The following is a 21,802-nucleotide window of genomic DNA, read 5'->3' on the forward strand; positions in this document are numbered from 1 at the left end:
CACCGACTGCTTGTGTGGTTGCGCCGCCATCGCTCGAACCAGCCGTTCTAGCTGTTAGCAGCCTGTGCAACTCGGTGATTTTGCAGATGCTGCATCTCACACTCCCATTCAGTCAGAAATTTATCCCAGTCTGTGGCGTAGGGCCCATCAGGAATTTTGGTTGATCCGATGCTCGCTTGCAGAAAGCGTTCTCGCCAGGGCTGCGGGATATCGCGCTCCAAGATGATGTCGATTCCGGAGTTATGACGCATCACCGAGACGGAGTTACGAACCTCAATGAGCTCGAGTGGCTTATCGCTACAAGGGGTGTCGTTTCGCTCTTGGTCATCGAGATCATCGAGGATGGCGAGGAGGTCGGATGCATTGGAGTCACCAGGACGGAGGCATGCAAGGGCCCACAGAACCCTTCGCCTAGTTCTCTCGCGCTCGCGGAGCAAATCGCAGGTCATTTCAGCCTCCTTTCACAAAGCGGCGGTGTTTATGGCGTGCCGCCTTCGGCGGATGGCTGGCGTGAACCGAGCCGTAGCAAGCCACGTCTCGGCCCTACGGGCTTTCATCCAGCACGCCTGCGCGCTCCGCTTGCTCTGCTAGAAATCGCACGGGGTCTCAGCATGCGCTGAGATTTTAAAAAACTTGTAGATTAGGCCGCGCACATATCGTCAAGCGCTGGAGCGTTATCACTTGTGAAACTTACTGAATCGACTCGACAGTGCGGCGGGCGTAATCGTTTCCCAGGCCTCAGGATTAGATGTCTTACTGAATATCACCCAGGCTCGCCACAGAAAAAACAAACCGGCTAAAGATGCCTCAACTAAGGCGAAAACCGTGGTCGTATGCATTATTGCGCCGGGGTTATATTCACTGCTGAACCCAGCTACGAGTGCAAGTGAAGCAGCCCACCCGACGACGAACATCAGACAAAACGCCAGACAGGCATAGAATGCAAGCATCGCTGGAACTCCAAGCCTCATGTCAGTGGCAAACTTTGCTCTCCCACCTTCAGCTTTCATTCCATACAGCACTCCCTCATTTTTTTCTTTTTTTTTGCTGTTCTTGAACATCCCGAACATAGTTACTTGCTGACCAACCTCCAGCTCTTCATAAAACTTGCTAGGCACAACCAAGTTTGGAATAACTTCCCCGTCTATTTTTAGCATCAGTCTGTAACCACCTCTCATGGGCCTAGCGAAACTGATGTTATCAACTTTTTCAGAAAACTTTGCGCAATCAAATTTCATTATTAACTAACCCTGGTTCACTTTAAAAATAACGCCAATCTCAAACACCGGTCAGAGCAACCCATGAGGATGAAGCCCTACATAACGAACGCGTCATTGCCGCGTCATGCGTCGGTTCTCCCTTCTCGCATGACAAACTCCACTCCTGACACAGCACCGTTTTGACTTCGTAGCCGGCTTAAGCTGATCGAATGGCACGATAATATCACTATAGGCTGTTTATCGTAACGACCTCTCCATGGCTCTATCCTCGCTTTTGAGGATCCGACTCATGAATCTGAAGGAAGCGCTGGCGGGGGCATTACGCGGAGCCCGTGCACACCAAGGGTTGAGTTACGAGGATCTGGCGGGTGCAACGCACAGAACGAATGTAGGGAAGCTTGAGCAGGCCAGGACGACTCCGACGTTGGAGAAACTGGACGAGATCGCTGGCTACTTAGGCCTCGACGTTTTGACGATGGTCACTCTGGCCATTGCAGCGCAGGGTGACGAACTTCCTTCTGAGGTTTTGCAGCGTGCAACCTTGCGAATCCGTGAATTCGAGATGTCCGGGGGATGGCTGTTGGTAGAGGAGCAATTTAGCGATGGCAAGCTCATCAAGCGCTCCCAAGGAAAACCCAAGCAGCCCCTCAACGCGGACGCTATTCGGGCCTTGAAAGCGCAAGGTTTCGATAGGAAAACAATCTCGGAAAAGCTCGGGATTGCCAGAAGTACCGTCCAGAAATACTGGAATACCTGAGCCAGCAGGTCACCAGCGATCCGCGATCCATGCAGGCCGCTGGACTTCAACTTTCACCATCCACAACGACTTCATTGCGCTAGCTCAATTACGCGACGTCATCCGTACATGTAGGTGCGGTGTTTCGTTGGGAAAACCGACTATGATGTCTCGGAGCATCGCCTAACAGGACGTCAAACAACGCATGAATCTCCAGGCCCTTGGCGACAAGCTTCAACGCTACCGTGTCCAGCTTCAGCGAACTGTTGACGAAGTCGCAGCCTTCACCGCCATCAACGTTGAGCGTTTGAGTGGTATCGAGAAAGGTGCATTGGAACCTACTGGAGACGAGGTGCTGATCCTTGCCGACTACTATCGATGCGACTTCAAGTTTTTCATCTCAAACGAGCAGGTCGCACCATTTGAGCAAACTGAAACGCTCTACCGGGCGCATGGTCGTGAATTCTCGAAGGAAGATCGCTCTGCCATTCAAGAGTTTCTATACCTCTGCGAAACCGAGGAATTTTTAACCCAAGAGCTCCGTGGTGCTGCCAATACTTTTGCCTATACCCCACGGGGTAGCTACTTCCTCGCTCATGCCGAAGGCGCGGCAAAGGCATTTCGCCAGCAAATGGGTCATACCGACCGAGAGGTGCCCCGCGACATCTACTCCGAGTTTCGCTCGGTAGGTGTGCACGTGTTCCGGAGAAAGCTAGCCAACTCCAAAATCTCAGGCCTTTTTGTGATGCACCCCGTCGCTGGCAAATGCATTTTAGTTAACTACACCGAGGACGTTTACCGACAGCGATTCAGTGCAGCGCACGAGATGGCTCACTGCATTTTTGACAGTGAAGAAGGGGCAAGCGTAACCATCCCGGGAGACAACGACATCCGGGAGGTGCGGGCGAATAGGTTCGCCTCCTGTTACCTCATGCCTCCAGAAACGCTCAGCTTGCTTCCTGACCCAACTACCTGGTCTGAAGAGGAAGCTCAAGGATGGGCTAATAAGTTCCGAGTGAGCTGTGACGCCTTGGGTATAGCCTTGAAGGCCGCGAAGCGAGCTGACATTGAAACCAGTCGACGAATCCGAGGTTACCGTGTTACTCGACAAGCCAAGATAGACCCCGAATTACCTGAGAGCCTCACCCTCCAGCAACGCGCGAGAAAAGTCGCTCTGCTCGAACGCGGGCTGTCCGACCATTACGTGAAGCTTTGCCTGGACGCACATAGCCAAGGCATCATCAGCCTCGGCAGGCTCGCCGAAGCTCTTCTCTGCGGCTATGGCGAACTGGCAGCACTTGCCTCTCTATATGGAAGGACAATACATGGCTATTGATCCATCGAAATTCCACAAGATCAATGTGGCCGACACCTGCTCGGTGTGGAACATTTTGTCTTCGCGCCGACTGTATGCGGCAGCTCAAGAAGCCAAGTGTGAGTTCTGCATGACTGGATTCGTCCTATACGAATGCCTGGTCAAGCCCCGCACAGCCGCCACCGAAGCAGACCTCGAGTTGAGAGAGCGCCTCAAGCAAGAGCAGACCAAGGGCAAATTCGCGTCCCATTCCTGCAGCATTGACGATCTCCAAGCCATCGCAGACCTTGAAAGCCGAAAAAAACTCGGAAAAGGCGAGCTGTCGTCAATCGCCTTCGCAAGCAGAATCCGCCAAGCCTTCATCACTGATGATCGCAAGGCCAGAGCTCTCTCAGAAAGTGTTGCTCAAGCGATAACCCAGACAACGCCACACATGCATTCCTGGCTCATTTTCACCAATGTCCTTACAGATGCAGATCACCAGGTGGTTTTATCTCAACATATCGAAATGGGTGGCTCGCTGGCTACGCATCTGGAGACAGCTTACGGTATGGCGCTGCAGTGCAGGCTGAACATCCATGCTTCCAACAAGACACCTGGTTTCGATGCCTTGCTTTGAAAAAGGCGTACCGCAGAATGAGGGCGTTGAGGGCTGCGCCACTACTGCAGTAAGTGCGGGGAAAGATGGTGTTGGCCGTCTGACAATCGCAGAAACTGGTGAAGACTCGCACGTCCATTTCCTCTCTGGAAGGTAGCGAGGACGTACCTGGAGTTCACCGTGGTCAGTACCCAAAATCGGCCATCGCGCTCCGCCTTAATCACGTCAGAAGTCCGGATCAGATGACCATCACCAAACCGCCCATATTGGTCTTTGCGGCTGTGACCAAACACAACTCCTAATCCAGCACGAGCCTTTATGGATACTCTGCAGAGATAGGCTGTTATCGGTTTGTCGAAGCCTTGCGCTTGTGCTTTTAGGATTCGTGCGAGATCGAAATCTGTATGTCGTTTTCCATGCAGATTTACATCAATTGTGTTCAGCATAATTGCGTTCCTTTCGCAGTCCGTATGGCGTTACCAGGAAATCTTCACGGAACCATCTGTGCTGGTATCGTGCAGGATTCTTGGTAAATCTCAGGCTGTACGAATCATGTTCGCGTGATAGATCGGACGAAGGTTGCTCAGTGCATCGCTACTGAAGCCCGGTTGGTGAGAGCTGTGGTATTTGGAGCCGGTCTCCACCTCCAGCAGGCACACAACACACTCGTTTTGGTCTTCACCAAGCGTCACTTTGGTCAGTTTCTCCATCCGCCAAACTCCCGTGCCATTCATGTGGGCAGGTGTGACTACTTGCACCTCTGTGATGATCGTCTCCGCGTCCTGGGCAATCAGCAGTTGCTGAAGCCGTGGTTCGCTGTCGATCATCAGAACCGCCTCTGAAATTCTGTCCTCGTACATGGCCTGGACAGTTACGTGATACCAGTGATTACGAAGCACTTTGGATACCTGATGCCATTGGTATTGACCCTCACCGAACATGCCCGGTAAGCCCAGCATATCGGCGTCGTGTGTTCTAAACATCGTATGTCCTTGGCCTGAAGGGGCTCCGATATAGAGCGGAGGTTAGAAGAGGGAGAAAACGTCTTTCAGGCTTGCGAGCTGTTCATGACCAGGGCCAATCAATACGTAAACAGAGTTTCTGGTCTCGAACGCAACACCGTCGTGGAGACCGGTGCACATGCTTGAACGAACCCAATCGCCGCGTTCGAAACGGCCTTGGCTGTCCTCGGCCACGTTATGAGCAAACAGGATCATCGGGAGCTGGCCCGCTGCATGGCATTTGAAGAGTTCGTCGCGAGTGACTTCAATGCGAAATATTGTCCAATCTCGAACCAAGCAGTAAGGCTTTTCGGGAAAACGTTGGTTCGCCAGCGCTCGCGCTTCAGAGCTGCTCGACAGGCCTTCCAGTGGTGTACGTGGCCCCTTCATAAATTCGGGCTCTTCAACGCTAGCCATAAGGCTTCCTCTCAGTAATTACCATCAAATTGACAATTCAACCCTCTCTGCCCGCCGTTCACGATGGCTTGGCTGATCCACGGCAGCGTTGCGTTCTAATGGCCGTGGCGCGTGGATGAGGCTATTAAACCTCTACATAAGCCCTAAGGCAATCATAATGAACCTAATTGGGCGTGTTATGACGCTGCGGAGTGTGGCTCTATCCTCAGATTTGATTGGGGAATAACCAATGGATGCGGCAGAAGCACTGGCTGTCGTGGTTCGTGGGATTCGCAGAGGCCAAGGTTTGTCCCAAGAGGACATCAACAACCTCGGGCGCTCTCATTTCAGCCGGATTGAGCGGGGTGAAGTAAGTATCGGACTCGATGTCTTGGTGAAGCTCGCCGGGATCCTAGACCTCGATCCGGCTACGCTCCTGCTTATGGCGACCTCCATGCAAAATCACGAGTCATTTAAAGATGGTCAAAAACGTCTTTCGAAGCAGCTGGCAAGAATCAGAAAGGCAGGGATTGACCTTGAGATTGAGTCGCAGGCTCGGGTTGGGAAGCCACGTCCTGGTCGACCGGCTCGTCCCGAGGCGGCTATTAATGCCATTGAGGCCAATCGATTAAATCAGATGGGAACACCTGTCGCTGAGATCGCGGAAAGGTTGGGACTTTCTAAGGCGACTGTTCGTAGGTATTTGAAAACAACCAAGCCCGAGCAGCAGTGATTTTTGAATGACCAGCACCAGGCTGAAAATGTCCCAAGAAGGTTTGCTGTGGAGGACTGCTCTGCAACACCTTGGCCCCGTAGGGCTTCATCACATTGTTGTCGAACTATGGTCAAAGGCAGAGCCGCGAGCCCGCGCAACCGTCGAGTATCTGGAAAGACTTCACATTGGCAATGACGTGCTGAATATACTGAGAATTGCCCAAGTATCTGTCGGTGCGGTAGTACCTTACAGGCCGCTTGAGCCAGACAGGATCGCGATCTATTCGGCTCACGCGGAGCATCTCGCCGACAAGTTGTTGAAGGCCATGCCAGTCGAAAAGCTGCCGCCCAGCTTGAAGGGTGCCAGGCTTGAGGTTGATCTAGGAATGTAGGCCAAGCAACGGGTGATTCATACATGCTTCCAGTGGACACGCTGGAGCAGCCATCCTAGTAGAATTCGTCGAGCTGATTACCGCCCCCTTTGAGATGTTCTATGAACTCTGAATTAACTGAAGAAGAAATGCGTCGTGCGTTATTCGGTACGCCTCAGCCCGAGGAGCAGATGTCTGCTCCTGTAGTAGAGGAGCCAGTGGAAGAAGTTGTGCTCGCGAAATCGGTGGTCGCTCCAGCAGCCAAGAAGAAAACGGCAAAAGCATTCACGCCCAGGCTGAGGGTCACGTTACGCGTTGGAAACGAGTTTGAGGGGAAAATGGTCGAGTTGATTCACGAGGCTGATACGTTGAGCTCATTGCTTGCTGAGCAGGAGGCTGTGAAAGCTGCCAGGAAGAAGTACAAGTATGTGGAAGTGGTATCGGTTAAATCGATGTAGAAGACGCAGCCGGGCTGCTTGGGTAGAGCGTCGTGCGCCTAGCAGGCCGGTGCGCATTGGCGGTGCTCGAATGATTTTGGAGGTGCAGTCTAGCTGCAAGGTCGCACCAATGAACGTAAAATCAATACGTTGCCTGCCGTTTGAGTTCCAGTAGATGGCGCCAAAGCTAATTCAATTTTTCACATAGCTAACATCAAGCATCTCATGCCTATTGAAAGTATCCGTCAGTACCAATAGGATGGTCACGCAACAACTAAAAATAATATTAACATCAAGGAGAGATTTTATGGCGCTTAAACCAGGCCCAAAACCGATTGCCAAATCAACTGGAGAAGTTGATAAGCGTCGTCGTGACAATAAAGACACGCAAGGAAATAACCCCGACTTGAAACCTAGCAAGCCTTCAAAAAAATAGGTTTTCGCTGACAGAAGCTACTCTAATGGTAGCTTTTGTCATTGGAGTTTTTAGGGAATGGATGCATAGCCTGTAATTTCAATTTATCTGGCAATCACCACGCGTTCTATGAGCGCTACAAAGACATATCGAATGTAATCATTGCGGTATTTCCCAAGAGTTGAATTACACTGCGATTTCTAGATATGCTCTAGGCTAGTTACTTAAAGTTTTTTCAACTCTACTGATAACTGAACCGCCCCTGTTTCACAAATAAACTGAACGATAACTTTTGGCCGCAAGTAGCCGTTGCAGGCTGCTCTAGAAAGCACGACCAGTCGGCTGCTAACTGAGAGCATTGCCCCACTCGAAAGTATATTTGCCCCATGATTTTAAGCTCAAGACATCGGGGATTTTACTCTGGTGACCGTGGGTAAAAGCACGTTTACTTATGTGTGTAGTGCACTGTAGGCGAGCGCCTGCGCAGGTGATCAAGGTGGTGATGGCTTTTGGCCTCGATGCCAGCTAGATTTGGAGCTTTCTACGATCAAGGAAGGATATGAAAAAGCTCATCGCAGTAATGGGGATCTGTGTCGCACTTGGCGGTTGCGCTACGTCCCACTACACCGCAGGACGAGACTTTCCGTCGGCCAGTGTAGCGAGCATCACCAAAGGCAAAACGACGACTACTGAGTTGAAGTCCCCGTTTGGTGAGCCCTACGCCAAGAGTGCTGTCAGCGAGACTGACGAAAAGTGGATCTACACCTACACCAATGGCTCAGCCCATGCCCAAAGCTACGTGGTCACCATGAAGGTGACGACTACGGGCACTCAGAAAACTCTCGACGTCTTGATCCGAAATGATGTGGTCATCAACTACACGTTCAGCGAAGGCCCCGCTCCAGGCACTACCACTGCGACGAACTAAGTTCGCCACCTTGCCATTGGGCGACCCACTGCGCTCAGTACGTTGTTGATGGAGCAAGCTCATGGACAGAACGTATGCCTTCGTGGATGAGTCCGGGAATTCCGACCTAGACACGTCAAAAGGTGGAAGCTCGGATTTCTTCATCGTGTGCTCCATTCTAGTGGCAGAGAAAGACCTGGGCGCTGCTTATGCCCAAGCTGAAGCACTCCGCAAGCGTCATTTTCAAACAGGCGAGATCAAATCCAGCAATCTGAAGCCCAAGGATTCAGATCGCCGTGCCAGGATCCTCAACGAGCTAGCCGAACTGCCATTCAAGCTTTATTTCACCGTCGTTGATAAATCCCGAATTCATAAAGACGGCGGCCTACGTATCAAGACCTCGTTCATAAAATACGTGAACGGGTTGCTCTATGATCGTTTGTTCCGTGCATACCCAGACCTTCAGATGATCGTAGACGAGCATGGTGGCCGGGAATTTCAGGAGAGCCTCAAAAGCTACGTTGCAGAGCGATTCGTGGACGACCTATTTGGCGATAAGGATGCCTTCCAGACGATGGCCAGTAAGGACAACGTTTTGGTTCAGGTTGCAGATTTTTTTGCTGGCTCAGTCGCTCAGATCTACGAAGAGAAAGCTTCGGAAGAAGCAGTTCTTGCCTACAAAAAGATCCTACGCAGCCTGACTCTTGGAATGCTTGAGTGGCCATCCAAGTACCAGTCTCTTCTGCCACCGCCGACGGATGAATCTGGTTATGCAGACTACCAGGTACACCAAGAAGCTCTCCGCCAGGCCGACCGTTTTAGCGAGCGCGTTGGTAAGCACCCCGATGAAGATGAGCGACTGCAGCTAAGCATCTTGAGGTTCTTGAGATTCCAGAGCGAATTCGTCACCAAGGATTACGTGCTGACTACGGAGATCATGGCCCATCTAAAAGATAGCGGACTGGGAGAGGTCAACGGCCAGAGAATCCGCTCCAGTGGCATTGCCAAACTCCGCGATGCGGACGTCATCATCACAAGTGCGGCGAAGGGCTACAAAATTCCCCAGACACGTGCGGACATCAACGACTTCCTAGAGCGGGCATCCGGCATCGTCGTCCCTCTTCTCGAACGCGTTAAAAAAGCGCGCGATGTGTATCGGCTGAGCAGTCGAGGAGAATATGACATCGTCACTGCCAACCTTGCTGAGCTAGCCAAGCTGCTCGCTGCGCTCGAGGCATTTGCGGATGAGTGAGACATGCCTGCATCGCTGAATCGTTCACTTTGAAAGGAGGTACCAGACATGTTGAGCGTATTTTCGAAGCTCTCATCACACCTCAGTTCCTTGGTGGATACTGATCCCAGGCTTGCATTGCAAAAAGCTCGTGAAATTGATCTAGACGGGCGTGATCGCGCTAATTGGATGTCCCTGCGCGCAGCTACTTTGGTGAATGCCGGCGCCTCGGTTGGACAACAAGACGCCATTGAGGAGGGGCTTGAGCTGTACCGCGAGCTTCATGGTCTATATCCGACAGCTGATGTCACTTACAACCTAGCAAACGCGCTCGTGGAAGCCGCAAAATTTGGGGGCGATGACTCCGGTTGGTTAGATCATCAGGAACGAACCCGTGCCTACAGAGCCGAAGCCCGGCGATGCTATTGGAGGGTTGTGCAAGACGTAGATGCCGATTTGGAATTACGCACACAGGCTTGGACGAACATCGCTAATTTGTTCGCAAAAACCTACCGGCTTTCTGAGGCTCATGACGCACGCCTTTCCGCTCTAAAGGTTGATCCAACGAACGGCGTCGCCGCGTTCTGCGCGGCATTGGATCTAATGTGGCTTTTTAAACGTGGAGGCTGCTCAGAGCTAACGCACATGGAAGCCGTGATGCTAGCCAGGCAGGCACTTCGAAATAAGGAGCGAATTGTCCAGTACGCCGGGGCAAGCGTAGCGGCCAAGGTTGAAGCACTCGCCAGTGAGTTAAGCGATCCGCCATCGCGATCTCATCACACCAATCCATTCATCAGATGGGTGGAAGAGGAGCGTCTTACACTTGCTCCAGCTGTCGAACTCGTCGATCCATCCTTGGGTAAGCTCGATTGGCTTACCCTTCCAGGTATTCTCGAGCGTGAGCCAGAAATAGGTGGCAGCCCACCGCCATTGTTTGCCATGTTCAATATGCTGAAGAGCGATTTTCTGCTAGCCCGAGATTTAGCATGGCGAGCAAGTGATGAAAGCGTTTGGCCGAAGACAGGACAGTTTGCAGACACTCTTGATTATGCAATGTACGGCCCTGATACCTCGGCTCTCATACTGGCGCATCGAACAGCCCTTGACCTGCTTGACAAGGTAGCCGTAACGGCAAACTACTATTTCGAGCTGGGATTAGCTCCCAACAAGGTCTGTTTCGGGAGGCTGTGGAGAGATTCCGCAGACAAGAAAACAGGTACTCCGCTCACAAAAAAAGTAGAGGCACTGATTCGCGCAGGCGTATACGCAATGTACGGCCTGGCCGAGCTGGCAGAAGACTATGACGGCATAGATGGAATTCTCCGCTCACAGAAGGATCTGCGGAATTCGGGTACGCACCGATTCGTAGTGCTTCATGACCTTGGGGATCCCTCGCAAGCGAGGCAAGCTCCTGAAATCGAGCATCTAAACCGCTCAGATTTTATCGATGAGGCCCTGCGTGCCCTTCGGGTCGCGAGATCTGCAATCCAGATGCTCGCACTGGCAATTTCTCAGCACGAGGAAATCCTGAGAAAGCAAACCGATGGCATTATCGGAACCCTGATCGTTCCTGATCACCACTGGATTCGTGGTGGGGAGGAGGAGTTCTGATTCCTTGCTACTGAGCAGTCGGAACATCCAATTTGCGTCGCGTTGTTTAGACCACCTCGCAAAAAAGCTCCCAGTCGTAATGAGAAGCACGGCAGGTCGTGTACTTTCCCAAGACGTAAGCGAAGTGGAGCCCGCGAAGAGGCGGGCTCCAGATTCAGGCAAAAAGCTGGCAGGCAGGAACCTAGTCAGCCTTTACGACCTTCTAGCAAGAGGGGTTAGCGAATCCGTTGCCCACCCATGGCTACATCTCTGCAGTGAGCGGGTCACTCCGTTATGCGAATTATCTCACCCAGCAAGGCATCCAGCGGGCTTTTGAAGTCCACCTGATGCTCGGTAGGCAAATCTTCATTCCTACGAATCTGAGTGTGGAGATTACTGTCAGCAACGTGACGTAGCGAATTGTGCAGGCTCTGCATCTGCCCTTTGAACGATTTCGTGCCAGAGTAGTTGCTGGCTACTTCGGAAAAGACCCTCACACCAAATAGTGGCGGGACGTGATCAGTGATTGCTCGGATCAGCATAGCTGTGGCCATGTAAGCTTCGCTTCGATACACGAGGTTCAATTCCTCTAATAGACGAATCAGTCTCCTATAGTCGAAGCTGCCGACAGGAAAGCTTTTGATCGCCTCAATACGGTTGGGATTTACGTAGGAGGATTCACGTCCTGAACTGGGAGAGTCCGCTCGACTATCGACAAGCTGAGGCTGTTCTTTTGCTGCAGCTTCTGCTTCAAGCTCAGCAGTCATTCTGGCGACCCTGGCTAAACAGTTTCGGATACCTGGGTTTGCTCCTGGTGAGTTCGATAGCATATTGAATTGACTCAGGGCCGTCAGTGCCGATTCGAATTCGTATTTTCTTGTTGGGCCAAGATCATTTCTGATGGAGCTATCTAGGTGAGCGCCATCACGGCATGCTGCTGCAATCGCCCGACAAGGGCCGAATGCATCTACCTTCGATGACGGCATTTCAGCACTATCAAGCGCCGCTACCGCTGCTTTAACCATTTGCTGGATCTCAGCATAAAAACTTCTATCCAAAACCTTTCTCCAGTGAAGACTTGTGCTTTGTGGATTATGCGTCCGACTCGAACCCATACCCAGTGTGGATGGGCGCCGCCGGAGGAAAGCGCTGATGCAAAACGGCGGGGCTGGTGATTACCGTTTGGTGTTGCCGGCAAGACCTCCATCTTTGGACTTATCCTGACGCTTCACCAACAGGTTCTCGTGGCATCAGAAGGGGATCGAGTTGTCGAACTGAGTGGATGTCTTCCTCGGCACATGCGGGACGATCACTCGATGAGCTTCGGGTTCCCGACACTCTTGGCGTGATTGGATTGGGGCAGGGGATGACTGGAAGTTACAGTCATCCCCGTCCTTCATCAGATGGCGAAGATCTGATTCCGGTTGGGCTGGTTCTGCATGAACAGTAGAACGTCGAAGACTCGGCCCGGTGTTGCTTTCAGCTCTTTGTGGTCGCTGTCTTGAATCCCCTTCAGCAGCACTTCCCGATTCAAGCTCCAGCAGTGTCCTAGGAAGAAGGGGAGCTCGCAGATTCGGCGACCTCCCGCTTGATGAGCATTGTTCGGCAAGAGCTGTTGTCCGGTGAAGCCTGCTTTCCCCGCTCGCGTCAGTCCGCCCCTCACCTGGCTATCCAGTGCAGGCATCAGGCCGGTGATAAGAAGCAGCGCTTTCATGGGGTACGTGACGCTGGTGTTGTTGAAAAACAGCAGCTCTGCCAGCGTATTCAGGATATCCAGAAGCTCTTTGTCGAAAACTCCAACTTCCTTGAGCGAGGCATCGGTGTCGAAAATTCGATGTCCTTGGGGATTGAGGTCGAATGCTTCAAGGCTTTGTCGGCCCAGTTTGGCCAGGCAGGCGTGTAGTTTCTTGTCCTTCAGCGCGTTCTCGATTTGCGGGACAGGGCGAAGAATTGGGCTTCTGCGTTTGCACGCCCCCCAATTACGCAGTGCTGTAGAGAGCGCCTGTGCGAGTAGTGTTGCATTACCTGTGCTCGCCTCAGCTTTGAGATAACGCTGGGCAACCTTCTGCACATTAGCGAAGTCTTGGTGGTAGGACGGCCTGAAATCATTGATGGCCGAGGTAATGTCGAGGGAGCTGCCGACCAGTCGAAGCATGTTGTCCATCGTCGTCTAAAGAGAGCAGGAAGTTTCGGATTCTTCCGGGGGATTGGTCAAGCTGCCTCCACCTGACCCAGGAGCAAGTAACTCACTCGGGCCTAACGCTGGCCGCCACAAGCTCAGCTATGCCGTGGCGGATCGCATCAATGTTGCCGTCCAGGATCATGAACGCGGCTTGGACATTCGCCACAATGTCGACGGCCCCACGCTCGGCCACAAGAAGGAATCGAACAAATACTTCCTTCGTGGCTGTCGAGAGTTTTTCGTTGGCTCCAAAGTCGTATCGGACAAGGTGCCAGCGACGGCGTAATCGGGCTCTTGCTTACCACCACATCGTCACCAAGACCTGGTTGCCGGCATATGCCGGCTCCTCGTGCTGGGCGTAGATCAGCTTGGGCTGTGGTTGGGGTTCGGTTTTCGGCAGGTTGTTGGACTGCGTTAGCAGCACAACGATGTAGCCGCTCAAAACTCCCACGATCAGGCTCAGCAGCGTTTTTTTCAGCTCTTTTTTACTCATCAGTTGCCCACCTCCTTTTTTGAGGGCAACAGTTGGTATAACGGCAGTTTTTTTTCCGACCAGGGTATTTTGAGTTTTTTTTCTTTGCTTCGCCATCGTGGCCTCGCTTGCTTTTTGATCTGCTGATCGTGCTGTCACGACCAATTGCAGGCGCAATTTTCACAGGCGTTTGGCTGTGTCATCGGGAGGGGTTTGCATGGTTTTCGCAAATCCTGAAAACCCAATATGGCGGGTGAGGGAGGCCTGAGCGGCGATAGTCAGGCGTGCGCTAGGGAGATCCTGCACAACGTTGTCCCTTCGGAGGTAAGCGGAACAGGAATACTTGCCGGCAGACCTCTTATGTCCTAAGCCTTCATAGATCATGAATCAAGGGTATCCAGAATGCATGCAACGCGCCGAAGTGAAGCTGAGGTTTTTAAGGATCTGGCAGCCCTGACGGGCCAGCCTGGTTACGTTCATGCACTGGCCGGGATCTGTTATCGCGACAACCTTGTGTCGTTTCAGGGTGAGCACAAGGCCTCTGACCTTGACCATCTATTCGACCGTAGAAGGCTCAACCGGAATGAGACAACTACGCTCATGGGGCTGATGATGCGTCAGCCTCTAGATCTCACCGAGGTTGATGAAAATACGCTTAAGAGCTACGCCTCACGTACTGACGAGTTGATGGGTGAGCTCCACGACGCCATGAACGGCCCAGTGATGAGCGGGCTTGTGCCACATGCCGAGGAAGGTGGGGGCATGAGTGATTTTTGGCAGGGCGCGATGATGAAAGAGCCTTTTTTCTACAGCACCGAGTCAGCCTACAGCTTCCAGTATCGTGATTTCTTTGTTGAGAAGCATGCCATTGATGATGACTGGCTAGCCCGCGTAATGGGGTTTACCAGCGCACAGGCACTACGTGTCGCGAGAGCGATGTGTTCGTTGATAGATACCAGGGCAACGAACGGAACGCGACTGAGTGGCAACACCAAGGCAGGGGAACTACCTAAAGCGTCGGTGCTGGAACTCTTCGAGTTCACGGCGGCAGAGGTCTCCCAACGTTCTGGCCAAGAGCTTGCCATCGTTGAAGCATTTTTCAAGGCGCTAACATTCAGCGGCGATAATGGCCAATTCAATGAGGTTGGAGACTTCAACCAGGTGGCTGCAACCCCACTGCTGCCGACGGGGCGGGAGTCGGTGTTGTTGTTTTCTCACTATGCGATCTACGAAGCGCTGTACGAGTCACCTTTCTTCTGGATGAACCAGGATAAGGATTACAGGCAACAGGCATCCGACAATCGAGGTGCCTTCACCGAGCAATTCTCTCGTCGACGCCTGGCGGCGGTTTTTGGCAAGGCAAATGTCCACACCAACGTCAACCTGTACGAGGGTAAGAGGATTGTCGCAGAGGCGGATGTGCTGGTTATCTACGGTAACCGGATCATCATCGTTCAGGCCAAGGCGAAGAAGCTCACCTTGGCTGCCCGCAAAGGTAGCGATGGACACATCAAGGCTGATTTTGCAGCCGCGATTCAGAAAGCCTACGACCAAGGAGCTGAGTGTGCGACGGCTATCCTGTCCGGTAAATGCCGCCTCGAAGATGATCGTGGCCAAGCTGTCGTGCTACCGGAGAAGCTCAAAGAGATTTATCCATTCTGCGTGGTCTCCGACCATTACCCCGCATTGGCGTTTCAAGCCAGTCAGTACCTCAAATTCTCTGCTGATGAAATTGTTCGCCCACCCCTTGTGATGGACGTCTTCCTGCTGGATGTCCTCGCTGAAATGCTGGACACGCCGCTGCGTTTCCTGAGCTACATCCGCATGCGTGTGGAGTCCGCGCATAAGCTGATGATGAGTCATGAGCTCACTGCTCTTGCCTACCATCTGCGATGCAATCTGTGGCTCGATGACAAATACGACATGGTGATGCTGGACGATTCAATCGCAGCGGATCTCGATAGCGCCATGACAGTGCGGCGAGAAGGGCTCCCAGGCCAGCGAGTCCCTGAAGGAATCCTCACCAAGATGAAGGGGACGTATTACGAGCGCTTGATTGAACAGATCGAGCGCCGTCCCGCCCCAGCGATTCTAGAGCTGGGGTTCTCCCTTCTGTCCATGGGAGAGGAGTCGTGTAATTCGGTTCACCAAGCCATCGAAGGGTTGATCAAGATGGCAAAAATGGATGGCAGACGACATGACTTCGTACTTGGGATGACTAAGCCGGGGACAGGAATCTGTTTCCATTGCAACCCGACGCCTAGCGAGGCGGCCATCAGAACCCTGGAGCTGCATTGTGCGAAGCGGAAATACGTTCAACGAACGGCGAACTGGTTTGGAGTTTCGGTAGGACTCCAGGGTGAAATACAGTTCGGGATCACGCTTGAGTTCCCGTGGGAGCAATCGTCAGAGATGGATGATTTGACCAGGGAAATGAAGACGTCTTCGTCGCTGAGTATGGCGATGAAAACTGTGGAGAGAGCACTTGCTCCGAAGAAATATGGACGCAACGACCCGTGTCCTTGCGGAAGCGGTTTCAAGTACAAAAAGTGCTGCCTCTAACATAATTACCCCCAGGCGCAAGCTGTCCAAGGGAGCTTTGACTCTCTTCGAAAGCGCTTGGGTGGCGGAGCTTCGCGAGTAGACGGTAGCTTTCAGCTCGGAAGCGAAACGTATTTGATCGAAGCCAAGTGGGTCAAAGATCCGATTGGAGCAGCTGAACTACATACGTTCCAGGGCAAGCTGGATCAAAAGGCTGCCTGGGCACGTGGGGTTACGCTGCGAACCGAGACAACTACTCGTTCCACAGCATGTGTTCGTTCGAGACGATCAACAAGAAAACCGGTGTGCCTGAGAAGCGGATCCCGGCTGCGAACGCCTTCCTCATGAGCACCGGGTTGCTGATGAACATCGGCAAGGAGCAGACTGAGGAAGGGGGTCATAAGAAGGAGTCGAACAAGTATTTCCTTCGTGGCAATCGCGAGTTTTTCATTGGCAGCAAAATCTCCCCCGACAAGATGCCGGCGACCGCGTAGCGCGGTCGTCCGCCATCATATCGTCACCAAGACCTGGTCGCCGGCATATGCCGGCTCCTGGTGCTGGACGTACATCAACTGGGGCGGTCGATCAACGTCGCATTTCGGCTGATCACCAGCCTGCAGCAGTGCAACGATGTAGGCGCTCAAGACCGCAACGACCACATCCCGCAAGATTGTTTTTAGAGCAGTTTTAATCATTGGTTGCCCCCTCCATTTTCAGGGCAACCGTATTTAAACAGCAGCGTTTCGACAGAACTGGCAGGGTTTCCGATTTGTTTTTTTGCGCTCTAATCGTCGCTTGTGCAGGCCCTTCGCAGGCAGCGTGTAAAGCTAGCCGCAGTTGATCTCACGCCCTAGCGGAACACCTGACGTGATGCCGTGGACGGTGAAGCCAACGCCTTTAGGAGAGCTAACTCTAAAGCTAAAAAGGGAGCATTCATGGTTGAATGCCAACCCCGGTGAATCCTAGGTAGAGATGATTGATGCTGGCTGAGAATCAACCCCTGAAGAGAGCAATTCCAGCTGCATGTTTTGATAGTGCCTTCCACTCGCTCAAGGTGCTGCCTTTGAAGCTTGACCTAATGAACTGCATTCGGTGGGTGCGCAAGTCCATGTTGCTTTCACTCTGGATCCAGACCTTCTCGGTATTCAGCGCTTGATGCTGAAGGCTACGAAGCATTGTGTTCAATTGTCTTTGTTGATACTTGATCCTGGTCAGTGGCACCTGCTCTCCGCTCTGGAACTCTCGCATATTCACAAGGTCGTAGTTTTTGATATCAGCAATCCGAATATCATGCTTTTCGCGAGTGCAGTAGCTCCAAACCACGATCAAGACGCACATGTTCTGGAGCACGCTCTCGCCGACCTCGTGCTTGATGAAGTCGTTTCTTTCCCAATCCATGATCCATTTTGCCTGATCGTAAGCCCGGTCTAAATGCATTACCTTCAGTGAGCGCCAAGCCTGCTCCTCCCCAAAGCTCGGGCCAGAAAATCGATCCATCAGCCACGCCCTGAAAACCTCCTCTCCGAGGTCAGCTGGGACACGATCAACTCCTGCTGCCTGTAGACCCTCAATCAAGCGCAACAGGCTCGACACTGCGAGCTCTTCATAACGCTCCAGCTCTAGAAATTCCCAGTGATAACGGTTGAGCATGCTGGCCAACATTAGCCTCGCAGCAAGTGAGTCCTTGCTGGGTTGGACATCCTTGAGGATAAGCCGAACAGCTTCCTTGGTTTTATCTGTAACCCGCTGGTGTCGCCATTTGGCTTCGGCTCGAGCGTCGAAGACAGGCACATGTTTCAGCAGCTCAGTGATATCTTCATATCGGAATTTCCAGCACAGATCTAGGTGTTCCAGGGTTTCACCAAGCTTGATGTTGGGCAAAGCACTTAACATGGCCTCGCAGCTAGCTAGGAGGTCACCGTATTTCGCCCGCTCTTGTGGGCGCAGCTGATTCAGTAGCTCCACGAGGAAACGCCTTCTTGTGTCGTTCAGCTCGGAAATATGATCAACTGCGTCTCGCAGATATTGAGCTAGAGGCTTGCCATCCTTGATGGCTCCATCCAGAAATTTTCCCAGCGGGCCGATGAAGCTAGCCTGATCTTTCCCAGGTGTAACCTCTGGCGCAGCCAGTTGAAGCTGGCCCGACCACTGCGGGCGCAGGGCATACATGATCGTGCAAAGCTCCATGTACCGTCCGACTTCCTCGTCGTGGGTAGTGCGGGCTTCTGAGGTCATGCTTTCAAGCCAGTCTTGATAGGCTTGCTTGTCGAGACCTAGGATTTCTTGAATGCTTTGAACCGCTCGATCTTTTCGAGTCAGATATCCTTTGGCAAGCCTCTCTTGTCCTTTGTCGCTCATCATCTTTTCCATATCTGATTACCGGGCAGGAGCGGCGGCAGGTTGGTCTTCGAGGATTGCTCGAGTGCGTTTGCCCAGTTCCTGGCCGCCGAGCACCCCGACAGTGTACTCGTCCACCGTGATGGCTTGGCGCATGGCGTCCCGGTAGCAGGTGCCTGGCTTAACGTCCTGGATGGCTTGGGCGAGAGCATTTAGGTAGTCGGGCTCCGAGAAATTCTTGCGAGCTTGCTGCAGGTGGTAGGAGTCGCTACCTGCTGCCCAGGCGATGGAGATAGTCTTCTTGATCATGGATAACCTCTGTGTTTTGGTTGGTTTTGACTGCGAAACCAGTGTCATCCAAGCCAACATCTATCTTCGAGCAGGAAATCCGATTTAATTTTTGGGACAGAGGTAGGGGGGAGCCATCCGCCTCCTCACTGATCAATTCTCCATCGGCCTGAGCGCCAAGTGACGGAATATCCTTGACCGTTTTGGCCTGATTGGCGGTCTCATACTCACGCCTGCCTCGTGTGGTGCGAACCTCGATTCCCTGATGCATCCACTCGAGTAGCTAGGTCAATGTGTTGATGAATTGACTGCGTATATGCTGCGAGGATCGCTTAGCAGTGAAGGCTGCTCACAATCCTGAATTGTTGATCAATGGCGAAAAGCCACGTCTACCTTCCACTTGCGCGCTTAGCACGCCAAAATACGGATTTTTCCAAGAACAGACAGGATGTTTTGATGCAGACGATCATCGTTCGCTACTTCGAGACAGTGATCGATCAGGCTAAGGGAAATCAGGTGCCCAGGCTGCTCGGCACCGAGTCCTACGACGACATTCGTGAGGCACTGATACCTGGCCTGCCTCAGCCGAAGGGAGGAAAGGCGCCGCCTCCTATCTACGTTACCAAGTGCTTCTCGACGACCCAGTTCCATCGTTGGGAACTGGTGTCGGTCACCAGCACCGCTGCTACCGCGACTGTGCCGGCTGTGTTCACGATTTTCTTGAGGTCTCAGGACGTCTCCAAAGAGGTGTTTCTGTATCAGACCCTCAAGATGGACAAGAACCAGAAGGTGAATCGGCTGTTGCGGCCTGGCACGCTGGTGGAGGTTGATTACGGCTTTGTTCAGCACACAGGCCGCACCGATGCGAGCATGAAGACCAACAAGCGATACAGCGATACGCTCTTGGCGGGAGAAATGTACAAGCGCCGCTTGGCAGTCGTCGTAAAGGTGGTATCGAGTAATCTCGTTCAGGTTGCTCCTGTAACGTCCCAAGAGCCCGCGCCAGGGGATAAGTCGGTGTTTCAGATCACCCAGGCAACGCTGAACAGAATGCCGCGCTACAGAAGGAGCGGTAAATCCAGCTACGTGCTGTGCGGTAGGACAGAGTCTGTTTCGATCCAGCGATTGTTGCCGCCGCTGAGTTACGGTACCAACACGCAATCGCGGAATGTTCGGTACACCGTTGCGCTTACCAAGCCTGAAGAAAAGCTTTTCAAGGCTTCGATGCTGCACGCGGTCGGCGTCACCAACTACGTGCCCCATAACGATTACCTTCAAGAAAAGCTAAGAGCAGACCAGTTGGAGGAGGAGGTCACGCGCCTCACCCAACAGCTCCAGGCATCTCGTGCAGCCCTGGAAACATTGACGACTGTCGAAAACCTGGCAAAAAGGTGGGCTCAGGAATGGGAATTGCCTTATGCTGAAGACCTCGAAGTCCAGCGAGGACTAGACGCAGGAGCTGCAGTGCAGGCTTGAGACTCACTGGCGTCAACCAATATGGTTGACTACTGTGCTAGCGCAGTAGTATAATTACTGCACATGGTCGAGCTAAGAGCGCAGGACTCCACCTCGGCGACACGGCTAAAACCGTCTCCTGTGAAAGTAACATCGTCAAAGAAACCGCCCTTCAAGGCGGTTTTTTTGTGCCCGCAATTCAGGCGTTTTCAGAAGGGCAGGTCGTCGCTGATGGGCGCGGGGACGACTGGAGGCTTGGTGCCAAGGCTTTGTGGATGACGTCGAGGTACTCAGATCTGGTCATGATCTGCAAGCGGAGCGCGCCGGCCACGATGGGCCAAAGGCTTGAGGATGGAAGCCCGTCAGGGCCAAAACCTGGTGTAGCCAGGGTTTGGTTTACGAGACCCGTGCCCGGAAGGCCAAGCCCCAACTGAGCTTGTCCGTACTCAGTGATCCCAAGGTTGAAGGTGGCCAGCTTCCACTGCTAGCCACCCTCAGTCCAGTTACATGTCTGGATGAATGTCGTCGAAGAAGTTGGCGTTCAGCTCAAACTCCAAGGTGCCGAACCGGGCCAGCAGGTCTGCTCGCAGAGCTCCCTCGGCATACGGCTCTACGTCCACCCAGTAGCTGTAAGGCAGCCCATCATCCGAAGCATTCACTGTAACTTCCGCGTCTGCCAGAAGCTCAGCATCGGCCAGAGATATCTGGAGCTCACTCGCCAGCGCTTCGGCCATGGTACTGCTGGGACGGTGATTCTCGTTTTCAGCGGCTGCCTCTTGCGCCATGTACTCCCATTCAGTCCTGCGGTCACGATCTGCATCCGACTCGCTACTGGTGATGGAAACACCGTCTTCACCGAGCGACCACTTGCCATCACGTCGAATCAGCTCCACAACCGCCTGAAGGAAGAAGGCCCTGCCGTAGTAAATCCGGTCGGGATCCTGCTGCCCTTCGTAGGTGATGGACATGCCCAATGTGAGCACCCCTGTCGCCTCGTTGTAGGCGGCTGACTCCACCTCAATTTCGCCGATCCCAAACTCACTTGCGTTGGTCTCAGCCATCGCGCCGGAGAGCATTTGCTCCAGCTCCTGATCCAACTCGGAGAACACATCATCCGAGTGGATCGCCTCCTTGTAATCGCGGACGCCAAAGGCGGTGACCATCAAGCGAGGATCGTTAGGGTTTCGCTGGGCGACAACGGTAAGCTCGTGGTACTCCTCGAACCCTGCCTGGCGGGCAAGCGTTTCTTGAGCAACAGAGAGCTTCACGTCGTGTTGGCGAGCGTGGTGCTTGGCTTGCGATTTGATGATGCTGAGAGGGGAAAAATCGGACATAGCAATGTCTCCAAAACCATCGACGCTTTGGTTACCGATTGCCTGTTCACCGGGCAGCGTCTGGTTAGGAACATGCCGATGTAAAACGAGGTGTGTATCAACGATGGGCTATTGCTTCGCGAAACAGGCGCCAGGCGACCATCACCGCCTGGCCCTGATCATAGGTCAGGCATATCCACTTCGCAATAGACTGTGGATGAGCCACCACTAGGCTGGTTTCGCGGGGGATGTTTTGGAGTGTTGCGCGGAGATCGGCCCTTAA

24 protein-coding genes are annotated in these 21,802 nt (G+C 53.0%); 12 read left to right on the top strand and 12 right to left on the bottom strand.

Translation table 11 applies throughout. The features are described from left to right. Positions 1-47: 47 nt before the first annotated feature. On the bottom strand, positions 48-449 hold the full coding sequence (locus BM110_RS24855; RefSeq protein WP_093514328.1) for a hypothetical protein: 402 nt from the start codon (positions 447-449) through the stop codon (positions 48-50). Between the two features lie 228 nt (positions 450-677). Continuing rightward, positions 678-1,238 carry a hypothetical protein gene (locus BM110_RS24860; protein ID WP_175538866.1) on the bottom strand — a complete coding sequence of 187 codons (561 nt, stop codon included), beginning with the start codon at positions 1,236-1,238 and terminating at the stop codon, positions 678-680. A gap of 271 nt (positions 1,239-1,509) precedes the next feature. On the opposite strand from BM110_RS24860, the gene BM110_RS24865 reads away from it, so the two are divergent. From BM110_RS24865 to BM110_RS24875, 3 genes are all read left to right on the top strand, one after another. Beyond that, entirely contained in the window at positions 1,510-1,977 is a 468-nt protein-coding gene (locus BM110_RS24865; protein WP_093514329.1) for a helix-turn-helix domain-containing protein, read from the top strand. 184 nt (positions 1,978-2,161) lie between these two features. Beyond that, complete coding sequence (locus BM110_RS24870) at positions 2,162-3,292, top strand: XRE family transcriptional regulator (protein ID WP_093514330.1); 1,131 nt, start codon at positions 2,162-2,164, stop codon at positions 3,290-3,292. Then, the gene (locus BM110_RS24875; RefSeq protein ID WP_093514331.1) at positions 3,282-3,890 is read left to right on the top strand and encodes a hypothetical protein; all 609 of its coding nucleotides are present in this window, start codon (positions 3,282-3,284) and stop codon (positions 3,888-3,890) included. The genes BM110_RS24870 and BM110_RS24875 overlap by 11 nt, the downstream gene beginning before the upstream one ends. A gap of 41 nt (positions 3,891-3,931) precedes the next feature. On the opposite strand, the gene BM110_RS24880 is transcribed toward BM110_RS24875, so the two are convergent. From BM110_RS24880 to BM110_RS24890, 3 genes are all read right to left on the bottom strand, one after another. Next, complete coding sequence (locus BM110_RS24880; protein ID WP_093514332.1) at positions 3,932-4,315, bottom strand: hypothetical protein; 384 nt, start codon at positions 4,313-4,315, stop codon at positions 3,932-3,934. A 90-nt stretch (positions 4,316-4,405) separates the two neighbouring features. Next, positions 4,406-4,852, bottom strand: coding sequence for a hypothetical protein (locus BM110_RS24885; RefSeq protein WP_093514333.1), 447 nt, complete (start codon positions 4,850-4,852; stop codon positions 4,406-4,408). A gap of 42 nt (positions 4,853-4,894) precedes the next feature. Then, a complete protein-coding gene (locus BM110_RS24890) occupies positions 4,895-5,287 on the bottom strand; it encodes a DUF6957 family protein (RefSeq protein WP_093514334.1) in 393 nt (130 codons plus the stop codon). A gap of 229 nt (positions 5,288-5,516) precedes the next feature. On the opposite strand from BM110_RS24890, the gene BM110_RS24895 reads away from it, so the two are divergent. From BM110_RS24895 to BM110_RS24920, 6 genes are all read left to right on the top strand, one after another. Further along, positions 5,517-5,999, top strand: a complete 483-nt coding sequence (locus tag BM110_RS24895; protein ID WP_093514335.1) for a transcriptional regulator — start codon at positions 5,517-5,519, stop codon at positions 5,997-5,999. A 474-nt stretch (positions 6,000-6,473) separates the two neighbouring features. Then, entirely contained in the window at positions 6,474-6,809 is a 336-nt protein-coding gene (locus BM110_RS24905) for a hypothetical protein (RefSeq protein WP_093514337.1), read from the top strand. A 286-nt stretch (positions 6,810-7,095) separates the two neighbouring features. Continuing rightward, positions 7,096-7,224: a hypothetical protein gene (locus BM110_RS29945; RefSeq protein WP_256575459.1), complete on the top strand. Its 129-nt coding sequence runs from the start codon at positions 7,096-7,098 to the stop codon at positions 7,222-7,224. A gap of 538 nt (positions 7,225-7,762) precedes the next feature. Continuing rightward, entirely contained in the window at positions 7,763-8,131 is a 369-nt protein-coding gene (locus BM110_RS24910; RefSeq protein ID WP_093514338.1) for a hypothetical protein, read from the top strand. A 61-nt stretch (positions 8,132-8,192) separates the two neighbouring features. Then, on the top strand, positions 8,193-9,362 hold the full coding sequence (locus BM110_RS24915; RefSeq protein WP_093514339.1) for a DUF3800 domain-containing protein: 1,170 nt from the start codon (positions 8,193-8,195) through the stop codon (positions 9,360-9,362). Positions 9,363-9,410: 48 nt separating this feature from the next. Then, positions 9,411-10,952 carry an LA2681 family HEPN domain-containing protein gene (locus BM110_RS24920; protein WP_093514340.1) on the top strand — a complete coding sequence of 514 codons (1,542 nt, stop codon included), beginning with the start codon at positions 9,411-9,413 and terminating at the stop codon, positions 10,950-10,952. 263 nt (positions 10,953-11,215) lie between these two features. Here BM110_RS24920 and BM110_RS29435 read toward each other — a convergent pair whose 3' ends face one another. The 3 genes from BM110_RS29435 to BM110_RS29440 form a co-directional block, all read right to left on the bottom strand. Continuing rightward, on the bottom strand, positions 11,216-11,989 hold the full coding sequence (locus BM110_RS29435) for a hypothetical protein (RefSeq protein WP_139220344.1): 774 nt from the start codon (positions 11,987-11,989) through the stop codon (positions 11,216-11,218). A gap of 341 nt (positions 11,990-12,330) precedes the next feature. Beyond that, on the bottom strand, positions 12,331-13,086 hold the full coding sequence (locus BM110_RS24930; RefSeq protein ID WP_139220345.1) for a hypothetical protein: 756 nt from the start codon (positions 13,084-13,086) through the stop codon (positions 12,331-12,333). Positions 13,087-13,411: 325 nt separating this feature from the next. Next, positions 13,412-13,762 carry a hypothetical protein gene (locus BM110_RS29440; RefSeq protein WP_139220346.1) on the bottom strand — a complete coding sequence of 117 codons (351 nt, stop codon included), beginning with the start codon at positions 13,760-13,762 and terminating at the stop codon, positions 13,412-13,414. 225 nt (positions 13,763-13,987) lie between these two features. Between BM110_RS29440 and BM110_RS30035 the strand changes: the two genes are divergently transcribed. Together BM110_RS30035 and BM110_RS29640 are read left to right on the top strand one after the other, a co-directional pair. Beyond that, a complete protein-coding gene (locus BM110_RS30035; RefSeq protein ID WP_093514344.1) occupies positions 13,988-16,147 on the top strand; it encodes an SEC-C metal-binding domain-containing protein in 2,160 nt (719 codons plus the stop codon). A 248-nt stretch (positions 16,148-16,395) separates the two neighbouring features. Then, complete coding sequence (locus BM110_RS29640; RefSeq protein ID WP_175538867.1) at positions 16,396-16,620, top strand: LSm family protein; 225 nt, start codon at positions 16,396-16,398, stop codon at positions 16,618-16,620. A gap of 15 nt (positions 16,621-16,635) precedes the next feature. Here BM110_RS29640 and BM110_RS24950 read toward each other — a convergent pair whose 3' ends face one another. The 3 genes from BM110_RS24950 to BM110_RS24960 all read right to left on the bottom strand — a co-directional run bounded on the left by BM110_RS24950 (position 16,636) and on the right by BM110_RS24960 (position 18,772). Continuing rightward, entirely contained in the window at positions 16,636-16,821 is a 186-nt protein-coding gene (locus BM110_RS24950) for a hypothetical protein (RefSeq protein WP_093514346.1), read from the bottom strand. 298 nt (positions 16,822-17,119) lie between these two features. Then, positions 17,120-18,496, bottom strand: coding sequence for a hypothetical protein (locus BM110_RS24955; protein ID WP_218189517.1), 1,377 nt, complete (start codon positions 18,494-18,496; stop codon positions 17,120-17,122). Between the two features lie 6 nt (positions 18,497-18,502). Further along, positions 18,503-18,772, bottom strand: coding sequence for a hypothetical protein (locus BM110_RS24960; protein ID WP_093514348.1), 270 nt, complete (start codon positions 18,770-18,772; stop codon positions 18,503-18,505). 435 nt (positions 18,773-19,207) lie between these two features. On the opposite strand from BM110_RS24960, the gene BM110_RS24965 reads away from it, so the two are divergent. Beyond that, complete coding sequence (locus tag BM110_RS24965; protein WP_093514349.1) at positions 19,208-20,227, top strand: hypothetical protein; 1,020 nt, start codon at positions 19,208-19,210, stop codon at positions 20,225-20,227. Between the two features lie 482 nt (positions 20,228-20,709). Here BM110_RS24965 and BM110_RS24970 read toward each other — a convergent pair whose 3' ends face one another. Continuing rightward, complete coding sequence (locus BM110_RS24970) at positions 20,710-21,540, bottom strand: hypothetical protein (protein WP_093514350.1); 831 nt, start codon at positions 21,538-21,540, stop codon at positions 20,710-20,712. Positions 21,541-21,802: the final 262 nt, after the last annotated feature.

Source organism: Pseudomonas sp. NFPP28 (genome assembly GCF_900115535.1).
GTDB lineage: Bacteria > Pseudomonadota > Gammaproteobacteria > Pseudomonadales > Pseudomonadaceae > Aquipseudomonas > Aquipseudomonas extremorientalis.